The organism is Streptomyces sp. NPDC004266, assembly GCF_042874095.1.
GTDB lineage: Bacteria > Actinomycetota > Actinomycetes > Streptomycetales > Streptomycetaceae > Streptomyces.
Genome location: NZ_JBIAMM010000029.1, coordinates 35,206 through 46,550, shown reverse-complemented (window position 1 = coordinate 46,550; position 11,345 = coordinate 35,206). Strand labels below are relative to the sequence as shown.

The window sequence follows — 11,345 nt, the reverse complement described above, 5'->3', positions numbered from 1 at the left end:
TCCTCGTCCACCGCCGCCGCGAACGGAGCGATCTTCGCCTCCGCGAGGGCACGCACCGACTCACGGAGCATGTCGTGCTCCTCCGAGGGCCGATAGAGGTCGAAGTCCTTACCCATGATGGAGCTCCCCTAGACGCTTGTGGCACTGAGTACCCTCAGCAAAACACACTCAGTGCCATGACGCCAGAGCGCCCCGACGCTGTTCTGCGTCGGGGCGCTCCAGAAACCGTTGGGTCGGTTTCCTTAACCGTCGGTTTCCGCGAAGTTCGTTTCTTCCCTGCGGTGCCGGTCCGCGTCGTACTCGGCGCCGAGCTTTCGACCGTACTCCTCGGTCAGGCCCAGGCCGGTCAGCAGCGCCGGCGTGCAGATGCTCGGCATGAAGTGCTGGAGCAGGACCGAGACGCGATGGATCAGGTCTTTGCGGTCGCACATGATCTGGGACATGGCCTGGACCCCGGAGAAGGCGCCCGAGAAGAGCGAGGCCGTGTCCGTGACGTCGACGTGGACGAGCAGCTCGCCGCGCGCCTTCGCGACCATCAGGATCTCCGACACCTGGTCGATCCACGCCTGGAAGGGGGCTACCCGGTCGACACCGGTGGCGCCGCTGTCCAGGGCCAGGGCCACGCTCGCCCGCACGAGCGCGTCGCGCTGCAGCCGGTGGGCGAGCAGGAAGGCCTGGTCCGCGAGCTCCTGGAGCTTTATCGCCTGTGGGGGCAGCGGGATGTCGAGCATCTGCGCGTCGAGCACGCCGAGGGCGAGGTCTTCCTTGGAAGCAAAGTGGAAATAGAGGGCTCCCTTGGTCACTCCCGCGCGAACCAGGATCTCTCCGATGGTCGTGCGCTCGTAGCCCCGCTCGGCGAAGACGGCCGCGGCCGACTGCAGGATCGCCTGCCGGGTCTTGATTGCACGCGCTTGCTGCGCCAAGGCGCCTCCCGCTGTGTCGCTGTCTGTGCTCGTCGTGTGACGTGAAGCATTGAAAAGAAAACCGGGCTGTACGTATTCTAAGTCGGGTGGATAAGCCGCTCAGGGGCGCGGGGATGTCATAGGGGGATCCATGGATCAGAGCTTTCGAGGAGCGACGTCGACCCGCGTCCCCGGAGAGTTCGTTCACCGAGCGGATCCCGCGGACATCATCCCCACGGGGTGGACCCAGTTGGCAGAGAACCGGTTCTCCGTCTCCGCCCGCTGGCCTGCCGCACATCCCTTCTTCTCTCCGGTGGCAGGGAACCGGCACGACCCCGTACTGGTGGCCGAGACGATACGCCAGACCACCATGCTCGTCGCTCATGCCGAATTCGGGGTACCCGTCGAGGACCAGTTCGTCATGTGGGGCATCCACTACACCGCCGACGCCGAGGCGCTCGCGGTGAACGACCTCTCCTCGGACGTCACCGTCGACATCGTCTGCTCCGACCTCGACAGCCGCCGCGGCGCCCTCCGCAACCTGCGCGCCACCATGGTGCTCACCAGGGACGGCAGGCACGTCGCCACCGGCGGCGCCGTGGCCCGCTGCACCTCGGCCCTGGCGTACCGCCGCGTCCGCGGCGACCGGATGGCCGCGCTCGGCCGGCCCGTTCCGCTGATCCCCGGCGTGGCCCCGCAGCTGGTCGGCCGCCAGCACGCCAAGGACGTCGTCCTCGCCCCGGGCACCCGGCCCGGTCAGTGGCAGCTGCGGATCAACACCCAGCACCCCACCCTCTTCCGGCGTCCGAACGACCACATACCGGGCATGGTGCTCCTCGAAGCCGCCCGGCAGGCGGCGACGCTGACGCTCGGCGGCGGCGCGTACCTGCCGACCGCCATGGACATCTCCTTCTCGCGGTACGCCGAATTCGACAGCCCGTGCTGGATCGAGGCCGAGACCCTGCCCGGCGCCGCCCCCGGGACGGCGACCGTCCGGGTCACCGGCCTGCAGGACGGCCGACCCGTCTTCCTCTCCACGCTCACCTCCCCGTCCCGGGACCTGACGGTGGCCGGAGCCGGCCTCGACAGCCGCCTGGCGGGCTGAAACAGACCAGGAACCATGGGGCTTCGCACACTGATCACCGGCGCGACCGGATTCATCGGCGGCCGGGTGGCGGCGACGGCCGCGGCATCGGCGGAACCGGCGCACGTACGGCTGCTCGCCCGCCGCCCGCTCGCCCCGCCGCCCGGCCCGGGGGACGGCGACGTCGAGGTCGTCGCCGGCGACCTCCGCGACCCGGACTCCCTGCGCCGCGCCTGCGAGGGCGTCGACGTGCTGATCCACTGCGCCTCGGCGATCGGGGCGGAGGAGGACGTGGCCCGCGCCGTCAACGACGAGGGCACCCGTGTCCTGGTGGACGCGGCCGTACGCGCCGGGGTGACCCGGATCGTCTCCCTGAGCACGGCCTCCGTCCACGGCCGCGGCCCGTTCCGCGCGGCGGCCCCCGGCACCCTTCCGCTCGCCCCGGGATCGGCGACCAGCCGCACCCGGGCGGCGGGGGAGCGGTACGTCCTGGACGCGGGCGGGACCGTCCTGCGACCCCACCTCGTGTACGGCACGGGCGACCGGCAGCTGATGCCCGGCATGGTCCGGCTGCTCGCCGCCCTGCCCGGGCCGCTCGACGGGGGCTCCTCGCTGCACTCCCTGATCGACGTGGACGGCCTGGCGCGGGCCCTGCTCGGTGCGGGGCTCTCCCCGCGGACGCGGCCGGGCCCCCACTACGTCAACCATCCGGAGCCGGTCCCGGTGGCGGAACTGCTCGCGGTCGCCGAGTCGCTCGTCGACGGGCGGGCCGGGGCCCGGGGGCCGGCGGTGGACGTCGCCGAGGCCCGGGCGCTGCTCGCGGACCTCCCCTTCGCGCAGCACCACCTCGCCATGCTCGCCACCGACCACTGGTTCGAGGACGAGCGCCCCTGGCGGGAGTGGGGTCAGGATCCGGGGCCGGGGTTCGCCGCGACGATCGCGGACCACATGCCGTGGTACCGGGAGCTCCTCGGCCGCTCCTGAGGCGGATCCGCGGGTGAGGCGGATCCTCGGGCGGGTCGGTCTCCGAACGGAAAGCAGAGCAGAGAGAAGGCACCACCGACATGTCCGCGTTGGCAGGGAAGACCGCGATCGTCACCGGGGCGAGCCGCGGCATAGGAAGAGGCATCGCGGAGCGGCTGGCCGGGGACGGCGCCCTGGTGGCCGTGCACTACGGCCACAGCGAGGCGGCCGCCCACGAGACGGTGAAGGCCGTCGAGGAGGCGGGCGGCCGTGCCTTCGCGTTCCACGCGGACCTGGAGACGCCGGACGCCGTGGACACGTTCTACACCGCCCTGGACGCGGGGCTCGCGGAGCGGGGCGCCGGTCCGGAGTTCGACATCCTCGTCAACAACGCGGCGGCGAGCGGCTCGGGCCGGATCCACGAGCTGACCACCGAGGTCTTCGACCGGCTCTTCGCGATCAACGTCAAGGCCCCGCTCTTCCTCGTCCAGCGGGGTCTCGACCGCATCCGCGACGGCGGCCGGATCGTCAACATCTCCTCGGCGGCGACGAAGCGCGCCTTCCCCGAGTCCGTCACCTACGTGATGACCAAGGGGGCCGTCGACACGATGACCCCGGCCCTCGCCAAGGAGCTGGCGCCCCGGGGGATCACGGTGAACACCGTGGCCCCCGGCTATGTCGCGACGGACATGAACGCGCGCCGCCGCACGACGCCGGAGGCGAGCGCCGCCCTCGCGGCCCAGTCGGTGCTCAACCGGCTCGGGACGCCGGCCGACATCGCGGACGTGGTCGGCTTCCTCGTCTCGGACGGCGCGCGCTGGATCACGGGCCAGTGCGTGGACGTGTCGGGCGGCTACAAGCTCTGACTCCCGGTCGCCCGCGGCGCCCCGCGGCGGGGGCCGGACGCTCAGCCGACGGGCACGCGGGTGTCGCCGGCCACGGCCGGGCTCCCCGCGGGATCGAGTCCGGCGAGCGACTCCGGGGTCGCCAGCATCGGCAGGAGGGTGCGCCACAGGCCCGTGACGGTCCTGGGGGAGAGCCATTCGCCGTTGTCGTGGCAGAGGGCCTCCAGTCCGATCGTCGCGGCCACGACGGTGCGGGCGAGGTCCTGCCGGCCTCCGGTGCCGGCGGCGAGCAGGCCCTCGTCGGCCGCTTCCGCGAGCCGCTGCTGCACACAGCTCTGCCATTCCTGGCGCAGGCTGAGCTCCGCACGGGAGTCGTCGGCGCAGCTGAGCCGGAATCCGGCGCGGACGACGGTGTCGTCGCGGAGGAGCCGGGCCAGGGCGTGCGAGGTGTCGGTGAGGTTCTGCAGGGCGTTCGACCGCCGGCCGTACACGATCCGGGCGGTCCGGCGCAGGGAGGTGCAGGCCTCCTGCTCGACGGCTTCGGCGATGGCGGCCTTGTTCTCGAAGTGGAAGTGGAGGGCTCCGGGGCTCACGCCGGCTCCCGAGCTGATCGCGGAGAGCGTGGCCAGGACGTAGCCGTGCCGGTCGAACTCCTCGGCCGCCGACCTGATCAGCGCGTCGCGGGTGCGCGTGGCCCGCTCCTGTTTGGTCACCCGTGGCTCCCGTACCTCTAAACCGACTGCTCGGTATTGTACGGGGTCTGGGGTATGTGGAGGTTTCCTCGGTCGTAAACCACTCCTTGGGGTGAAATCAGGGCGGAAGCGCTCCCAGATGGAGGCGGCGAGACCGCACGTCGGACGGGGGCGAGGAGGGGCAACGGGGTCACGCTAAACCGGATACGCGGTTTGTCAGGTCGGTGTGCCGCTCCGGCGTGACACCGCCGCCCGCACGCCGGCTCGGCCCGGCCGACCGCGGGCACGAACCGACTCCCGGCGGGGAAGGGCGGGACGGCGGTGTCCTCGGCGGCGGGGCCACCGCCCTCGGCCCCGAGCCGGGCGTCGCCTCCTGGCCCTCAGGAGGCCGTGCCGTACCGGGCGAGCAGGCGGGCCCGGCGGGACGGCTGGAGGTTCGCCCGGGTCACGTCCCCGTCGTAGTGGGCGAGGACCCGGGGGTCCATGACGCGGCGCCAGAGCGGGGGGACGTACGCGAGGACGATCATCCCCGCGTACCCCGTCGGCATCTCGGGGGCCTCGTCGAAGTGGCGCAGCGACTGGTACCGCCGGGTGGGGTTCGCATGGTGGTCGCTGTGCCGCTGGAGGTGGTAGAGGAAGACGTTCGAGGCGACGTTGTCGCTGTTCCAGCTGTGGCGCGGGGCGCACCGCTCGTACCGTCCGCTCTCGGTGCGCTCCCGCTTCAGGCCGTAGTGCTCGGTGTAGTTGATGACCTCCAGCAGGCAGAAGCCGAAGACCGCCTGGACCGCGAGGTACGGCAGGACCCCCGGCCCGAAGGCGAGCGCGAGCCCCGTGAAGAGCGCGAACGACAGCGCCCAGGAGCCGAGGACCGCGTTGCGCGGGCTCCACACGGATCGGCCCCGGCGGGCGAGCCGGCGCTTCTCCAGCCGCCAGGCCGAGGTGAGGCTGCCGAGGACGGTCCGGGGGAGGAAGCGCCAGAAGCTCTCGCCGAGCCGGGCGCTCGCCGGGTCCTCCGGAGTGGCGACGCGGATGTGGTGGCCGTGGTTGTGCTCGACGTAGAAGTGGCCGTACCAGGTCTGGGCGAGCGCGATCCGGGAGAGCCGGCGCTCCAGGGCCTCCGTCTTGTGCCCCAGCTCGTGGGCGGTGTTGATGGCGATGCCGGCGACCCCGCCGAGGGTGAACGTCAGTCCGATCCTGTCCACGAGGGCGAGGTCGCCCCGGGTGATCAGCCAGCAGCCGAGGACGAGGCCGGCGTACTGGAGGGGGAGGTAGAGGTAGGTGCACCACCGGTAGTAGCGGTCCTGTTCCAGGTGGGCTATCGCGCTGTCCGGAGGGTTGGCGGAGTCCTTGCCGACGAGGTGGTCGACGACCGGGAAGATCACGTACAGGACGAGGATCCCGGTCCACCAGAAGACGCGGAGCCCGGTGGCGGCCACCAGTCCCCAGGAGAGGAAGGGGAAGGCCGGGATGAGCAGACCGAGCAGCCAGAGCCATCGCTTGGGGTCGCGCCAGACGGCGGGGGCTTCGGGGGTGTCGCTGTGCAGGGCCAAGACCGGCTCCTCAAGGAGGTGGACACTTCGCTTGCCTACTGTCCAGTTGATAGACGGATCGATGGAGGAACGTCAATCCTCTGGACAGTGCCCGGTGGATAAGGTGGGGGCACGATGACACGTTTCCGCGAGAGTGTTCGGTCCCTCCTGCGTGAGCAGGTGCTCGACGCCGCCTACCGGCTCGTCGCCGCCGACGGCTGGGGCGTGCTGCGCATGGCCGCCATCGCGCGGGCCGCCGGCATCAGCCGCCAGACGCTCTACAACGAGTTCGGCTCCAAGGAGGCCATCGGCCAGGCCCTGGTCCAGCGCGAGCTGGAGGGCTTCCTCCTCGGGATCCAGCGGGAACTCGACGCGCATCGGGGCGAACTGGAGGCGGCAGCGGCGGCGGGCGTCGGCTACACGCTCCAGCAGGCCGTGGACAACCCCCTCGTCAAGGGCGTCCTGCTCGCGGCGCGCGGCGGCGAGGACGACCTCCTCGCCTACCTCACGACCCGCCCGGAGCCGGTCTTCGGCACGGCGATGGCGATGCTCGACGCGTACGCGACCGAGGCCTGGCCCGACGTCGACGAGGAGTCCCGGGGGCTCGCCGTCGAGACGATCGTGCGGCTCACCGTCAGCCACATCGTCCAGCCCGTGGCCTCGCCGGAGGAGTCGGCCCGGCGCATCGCCAGGATCACGGCGCGGATCGCGTACCCGGGCGGCCGCGCCTGAGGTGCGCCCCGCGCCCGGCGGCCGGGAGAAGGCGAGGCCCGCTGCCGGACACGGGGGATCTCCGGCAGCAGGCCTCTGTTGAACATTGTACTAGGTCGTCGGGGATGCTCCGCACGCCCCGCGTCGGTGGCGAGGGCCGGACCGGCGGGGTACACCTCCCCTGAGACGCGGGAACGGCCGCCCGGGCCGGACGCCTCGACCGCGTCGCCGGTGACGACGAGGAGGTCGCAGTGGAAGGCAGAAGCAAAGGGTTCGTGCAGTCCTTCAACCGACTCGGCGGGTACGGCTTCGTCGTCCCCGTGGGCTCCGAGGAGCAGGTGTACTTCAGCGCCGAGGACATCGAGGGCGCGCAGCGGACGGTCTCCGAGGGGCAGCAGGTCTCCTTCGTCCTGGTCCTCGGCGAGGGCCGCTTCGAGGCGAAGGAGCTGCGCCTCTGACACCGGCCGGCGCCGGGACGCGGAGACCGGCCGGTCCGCCGGGTCCGCCGGTCCGCCGGTCCGCCGGTCCGCGGAGGCCGGCCCGTCCGCCGGGTCCACCGGTCCGCGGCGTCGTGGCCCGGCCCGGGTCCGGCGGGCCCCCGCCCCCGCTTCCTGGGTACGGTGGGCGCATGTCCACACCCGGGCCCGCGCCCCTGGAACCCGCAGCCGCCGCCCGCCCGCACGAGCGGACGCCGGGAGCGCGTGAACTCGCGGCGGCGGCCGAGGTGTTCGGCCTGCTCGCCGACCCGACCCGGCTCCATCTGGTGTGGCTGCTCACCCGGGGCGAGGCCGACGTCGGCGCCCTGACCGAGGCGTGCGGGGCCGCGCGTCCCGCCGTCAGTCAGCACCTCGCCAAGCTGCGCCTCGGCGGGCTCGTCACGACCCGCAGGGAAGGCCGCCGGGTCGTGTACGCCATGCCGGACGGACACCTGAAGCGCCTGGTCGTCGAGGCGATCAGCCGCGCCGACCACCAGGTGACCGGAGAGCCCTGGCACGACTGACCCTCGGGGTGCGGCGGGCCCCGGAGCGGGGCCGTCCTTCGGGTGTGCCCGGTCCTCGGGTGTGCCCGGTCCTCGGGCGCGACCGGCTCTGGGCGCGTCCGGCGTGAACATGTGCGCACTCGTGCACGTGTCGGTTACGGTGGGGACCTCAGCCGTCCGCCGTGGCCGACCGGGGGCTCCCCCATGCTGTCCGTCCTCCGCAACCGCACCTACCGGCGCCTCTTCGCCGCGCAGGTCGTCGCCCTCACGGGCACCGGCCTGGCGACCGTGGCCCTGAGCCTCCTCGCGTACGACCTGGCCGGAGCGGACGCCGCCGCCGTCCTCGGCACCGCCCTCGCCCTCAAGATGGCCGCGTACGTGGCCGTCGCCCCGCTCGCCGGCGCGCTCGCCGACCGGGTGCCCCGGCGCGCGCTGCTCGTCTCGGCGGACCTGGCGCGGGCGACGGTCGTGCTCGCCCTGCCGTTCGTCACCCGGGTGTGGCAGGTGTACCTCCTGATCCTGCTGCTCCAGGCCGCCTCCGCCGCCTTCACCCCCGCCTTCCAGGCGACGATCCCGCAGGTGCTGCCCCGGGAGCACGACTACACCGGGGCCCTCTCCCTCGCCCGCCTCGCCTACGACCTGGAGAGCCTGGTCAGCCCCGTGCTCGCCGCCGCGCTGCTCACCCTCGTCCCGTACTCCTGGCTCTTCGCCGGCACCGCCGCCGGCTTCCTCGCCTCCGCCCTCCTCGTCCGGACCACCGCCCTGCCCCCGCCGCCCGGCCCCGAAGCCCCCCGGGCAGGCGCCGGCCGCCTGTACGCCAGGGCGGCCTTCGGCGTCCGGCTCCTCCTCGCCACCCCGCGGCTGCGCGCCCTCCTCGCCCTCGACCTCGCCGTCGCGGCCGCCGGCGCCGTGGTCCTCGTCGACACCGTGCTCCTGGTCCGCGACACCCTCGGCCGCCCCGCCGGCGACGTCCCGCTCGCCCTCGGCGCGTACGGCGCGGGGTCCATGACCGCCGCGCTCCTGCTGCCCCGCGTCCTGGACCGGGCGGACGACCGCGCCGTCATGGTCCGGGCCGCCTTCGTCCTGCCCGGCGCCCTCGCGCTCCTCGCCCTCGGCCTCACCGCCGCCCCGGGACCCTGGTCCTGGCCCGCGCTGCTCGCGGTCTGGCTGGTGGCCGGCGCGGCCGGCTCGGCGGTCCTCACCCCCGGCGGCAGAGTGGTGCGCCGCTCGGCCGACGGTGGCGACCTGCCGGCCGCCTTCGCGGCCCGCTTCTCCCTCTCGCACGCCTGCTGGCTGCTCGCCTACCCGCTCGCCGGCGGACTCGCCGCCGGGGCGGGGCCCGCCGTCTCGGCGACCGTGCTCGCCGCCCTCGCCCTCCTCGGGGCCGTGGGAGCCGCCCGCCTCTGGCCCCGCGAGGACCCGGCCGAGCTGGAGCACGCCCACCCCGAGCTCCCGGCCGGCCACCCGCACCTGGCCGGGGCCGGCGCCCGGCACGCGCACGCGTTCCACATCGACGCGCTGCACCGGCGGTGGCCGGCCGCGCCGGGCCGGTAGGCGGCCCCGGCTCCCGGACGGCGCGACCGAGCGGCTCTCCCGTCTGCCCCACATGGATGCCTCTCGTCCCGACTGTGGAGTGTTCGACCGGATCGGCACGGTTCCTCCCGACATAGTGCGGGACATGAGACTCACCCCCACACGGAGCCGGTCCCGCAGGGCCCTCCTCTGCGCCGCGCTCCTCGCCCTCACCGTCCAGACCGCCGCCGCCCCGGCGCTCGCCTCGCGCCCCACGGCCCCCGGCGGCCCCGGAGGACACGGCGGGAGCGACTGCGTGCGGACCGAGCGGCCCCTCGACGGCAAGGCCCGCCGGATCCTGGACATCACCCGCAAGGCCAAGAGCGACCTCAAGCTCAAGTCCGTCGAGCTGCGGGTCACCGTCGACGGACACGAGGTCGTCACCGACGCCCTCGGCGAGTCGATGACCGGCGTCCCCGCCGAGCCGGACATGCACTTCCGGGCCGGCTCCGTGGCCTTCGCCCACATCGGCACGGTCCTTCTCCAGCTGGTCGAGGAGGGCAGGGTCGACCTCGACGACACCGTGGAGCGGTGGCTGCCCGACGTGCCCAAGGCGCGTCGGATCACCCTGAGGATGCTGGCCACCAACACCACCGGCCTCCACGACTACGTCACCGACCCGGCCTTCGACGCCGAGCTGGAGGCGCACCCCTTCCGCCAGTGGACCCCGGCACAGCTCCTCGCGTACCCCTACAGCCACCCCTTCTGGTACGAGCCGGGCACCAGCTGGAGCTACTCCCACGCCAACTACCTCCTGCTCGTCGCCGCGCTGGAGAAGATCACCGGCACCCGGATCGACCGGCTCGTGAAGGAACGGGTCACCGGCCCCCTCGGCATGCGCGACACCCGGAACAACTTCACCCCCGACATCCCGCGCCCGGTCCTGCACGCCTTCACCTCGGAGCGGGGCCTCTACGAGGAGTCCACCTTCTGGAACCCCTCGTGGACCACGGCGCCGGGCGCGGTCATCACCACCCACATCTGCGACCTCGCCACCTCGGCACGGGCGATCGGCAGCGGCGAACTCCTCTCGTACCGCTCGTACCGCACGCTGCTGAACCCGGGCACCGTCGGCCTCGGCGGCGCGAGCGCCACGTGCCCCGCCTCGATCTGCCTGAAGCAGACCGAGGCCAAGCACTTCGGCCTCGGCGTCATCGTCGTCAACGGGTGGGTGCTGCAGAACCCGTCGTTCTCCGGGTACGCGGCGATCCAGGCGTACCTCCCGTCGAAGCGGCTCGCCATCGCGGTCTCCGCGACGAAGACCCCGACCACCCCCGAGGGCAACCAGGCCGAGGTGGTCGCCCAGCGCATCGCGGCCGCGCTCGCCCCGAACGACCCGCTCGCCATCTCCTGACCCTCCGGCGCGTGCCGCCGCGCCGGGCGTGTCGGCCTCCCGCGAGGCGTCGGGCAGGTGGTTACGTGGCCGGACACCGACCCCCCGGGCCACCGTGACGCGGTGGCCCGGGCCGGCACCCCCGGAGGAGAACGCCATGCGGATCCACGTCACCAGTGTCTTCGTCGACGACCAGGACAAGGCACTCCGCTTCTACACCGAGAAGCTGGGCTTCGTGAAGAAGACGGAGGTCCCCCTGGGCGACTACCGCTGGCTGACCGTCGTCTCGCCGGAGGCCCCCGAGGGCACCGAACTGCTCCTGGAACCCGACGCGCACCCCGCCGCCAAGGCGTACGCGAAGGCCCTGATCCAGGACGGCATCCCGGCCACCTCCTTCGCCGTCGACGACGTCCGAGCGGAGTACGAGCGGCTGAGCGCCCTCGGGGTCCGCTTCGCCCAGGGGCCGACGGAGGCGGGACCGGTCGTCATCGCGGTCCTCGACGACACCTGCGGCAACCTCATCCAGATCGTCCAACTGCCCTGACCGGGAACGTCAGTGGCGGAAGCCCGGCGAGCGCCGCACGAAGACCTGAGCGGGAGCGTCGCCGGGTGCGCGAGGGGGCCGGAGGAGATCGAGTACCGCCGGGGCCGCAGGCGCCCCAGCGCGGCGGTCCGCTCCGCGGCGGAGGCCGGACGGGGAACGCGGCGACGACGTCGGCGGCCTGCCGTCCCCCG

The 11,345-nt window shown here is 73.2% G+C and carries 13 protein-coding genes; 9 read left to right on the top strand and 4 right to left on the bottom strand.

Annotation, left to right across the window (positions count from 1 at the left end):
• Together ACFYUZ_RS38005 and ACFYUZ_RS38000 are read right to left on the bottom strand one after the other, a co-directional pair.
• Positions 1 to 116 (bottom strand): acyl-CoA dehydrogenase family protein (locus ACFYUZ_RS38005; RefSeq protein WP_389317405.1); only part of this gene is annotated, 116 nt, incomplete at its 3' end.
• A gap of 126 nt (positions 117 to 242) precedes the next feature.
• On the bottom strand, positions 243 to 923 hold the full coding sequence (locus ACFYUZ_RS38000; protein WP_389317402.1) for a ScbR family autoregulator-binding transcription factor: 681 nt from the start codon (positions 921 to 923) through the stop codon (positions 243 to 245).
• A 130-nt stretch (positions 924 to 1,053) separates the two neighbouring features.
• On the opposite strand from ACFYUZ_RS38000, the gene ACFYUZ_RS37995 reads away from it, so the two are divergent.
• From ACFYUZ_RS37995 to ACFYUZ_RS37985, 3 genes are all read left to right on the top strand, one after another.
• Positions 1,054 to 2,007 carry a ScbA/BarX family gamma-butyrolactone biosynthesis protein gene (locus tag ACFYUZ_RS37995; RefSeq protein ID WP_389317399.1) on the top strand — a complete coding sequence of 318 codons (954 nt, stop codon included), beginning with the start codon at positions 1,054 to 1,056 and terminating at the stop codon, positions 2,005 to 2,007.
• A 15-nt stretch (positions 2,008 to 2,022) separates the two neighbouring features.
• Positions 2,023 to 2,970, top strand: coding sequence for an NAD-dependent epimerase/dehydratase family protein (locus ACFYUZ_RS37990; RefSeq protein WP_389317395.1), 948 nt, complete (start codon positions 2,023 to 2,025; stop codon positions 2,968 to 2,970).
• An 80-nt stretch (positions 2,971 to 3,050) separates the two neighbouring features.
• Positions 3,051 to 3,815, top strand: a complete 765-nt coding sequence (locus tag ACFYUZ_RS37985) for an SDR family oxidoreductase (protein ID WP_389317392.1) — start codon at positions 3,051 to 3,053, stop codon at positions 3,813 to 3,815.
• Positions 3,816 to 3,856: 41 nt separating this feature from the next.
• Here ACFYUZ_RS37985 and ACFYUZ_RS37980 read toward each other — a convergent pair whose 3' ends face one another.
• On the bottom strand, positions 3,857 to 4,507 hold the full coding sequence (locus ACFYUZ_RS37980) for a ScbR family autoregulator-binding transcription factor (protein ID WP_389317389.1): 651 nt from the start codon (positions 4,505 to 4,507) through the stop codon (positions 3,857 to 3,859).
• A 359-nt stretch (positions 4,508 to 4,866) separates the two neighbouring features.
• Complete coding sequence (locus ACFYUZ_RS37975) at positions 4,867 to 6,036, bottom strand: alkane 1-monooxygenase (RefSeq protein ID WP_389317386.1); 1,170 nt, start codon at positions 6,034 to 6,036, stop codon at positions 4,867 to 4,869.
• Positions 6,037 to 6,150: 114 nt separating this feature from the next.
• On the opposite strand from ACFYUZ_RS37975, the gene ACFYUZ_RS37970 reads away from it, so the two are divergent.
• The 6 genes from ACFYUZ_RS37970 (at position 6,151) to ACFYUZ_RS37945 (ending at position 11,154) form a co-directional block, all read left to right on the top strand.
• Positions 6,151 to 6,747, top strand: a complete 597-nt coding sequence (locus ACFYUZ_RS37970; RefSeq protein WP_389317383.1) for a TetR family transcriptional regulator — start codon at positions 6,151 to 6,153, stop codon at positions 6,745 to 6,747.
• 230 nt (positions 6,748 to 6,977) lie between these two features.
• A complete protein-coding gene (locus ACFYUZ_RS37965) occupies positions 6,978 to 7,184 on the top strand; it encodes a cold-shock protein (protein ID WP_389317380.1) in 207 nt (68 codons plus the stop codon).
• Between the two features lie 170 nt (positions 7,185 to 7,354).
• Complete coding sequence (locus tag ACFYUZ_RS37960) at positions 7,355 to 7,726, top strand: ArsR/SmtB family transcription factor (RefSeq protein WP_389317377.1); 372 nt, start codon at positions 7,355 to 7,357, stop codon at positions 7,724 to 7,726.
• 183 nt (positions 7,727 to 7,909) lie between these two features.
• On the top strand, positions 7,910 to 9,259 hold the full coding sequence (locus tag ACFYUZ_RS37955; RefSeq protein ID WP_389317375.1) for an MFS transporter: 1,350 nt from the start codon (positions 7,910 to 7,912) through the stop codon (positions 9,257 to 9,259).
• A 124-nt stretch (positions 9,260 to 9,383) separates the two neighbouring features.
• A complete protein-coding gene (locus ACFYUZ_RS37950) occupies positions 9,384 to 10,631 on the top strand; it encodes a serine hydrolase domain-containing protein (protein WP_389317372.1) in 1,248 nt (415 codons plus the stop codon).
• A gap of 136 nt (positions 10,632 to 10,767) precedes the next feature.
• The gene (locus tag ACFYUZ_RS37945; RefSeq protein ID WP_389317369.1) at positions 10,768 to 11,154 is read left to right on the top strand and encodes a VOC family protein; all 387 of its coding nucleotides are present in this window, start codon (positions 10,768 to 10,770) and stop codon (positions 11,152 to 11,154) included.
• Positions 11,155 to 11,345: the final 191 nt, after the last annotated feature.

Coding starts and splice junctions, on each gene's coding strand:
- ACFYUZ_RS37990 (WP_389317395.1), top strand. CDS start 2,023: ATGGGGCTTCGCACACTGATCACCGGCGCGACCGGATTCATCGGCGGC.
- ACFYUZ_RS37950 (WP_389317372.1), top strand. CDS start 9,384: ATGAGACTCACCCCCACACGGAGCCGGTCCCGCAGGGCCCTCCTCTGC.
- ACFYUZ_RS37985 (WP_389317392.1), top strand. CDS start 3,051: ATGTCCGCGTTGGCAGGGAAGACCGCGATCGTCACCGGGGCGAGCCGC.
- ACFYUZ_RS37955 (WP_389317375.1), top strand. CDS start 7,910: ATGCTGTCCGTCCTCCGCAACCGCACCTACCGGCGCCTCTTCGCCGCG.
- ACFYUZ_RS37970 (WP_389317383.1), top strand. CDS start 6,151: ATGACACGTTTCCGCGAGAGTGTTCGGTCCCTCCTGCGTGAGCAGGTG.
- ACFYUZ_RS37945 (WP_389317369.1), top strand. CDS start 10,768: ATGCGGATCCACGTCACCAGTGTCTTCGTCGACGACCAGGACAAGGCA.
- ACFYUZ_RS37995 (WP_389317399.1), top strand. CDS start 1,054: ATGGATCAGAGCTTTCGAGGAGCGACGTCGACCCGCGTCCCCGGAGAG.
- ACFYUZ_RS37960 (WP_389317377.1), top strand. CDS start 7,355: ATGTCCACACCCGGGCCCGCGCCCCTGGAACCCGCAGCCGCCGCCCGC.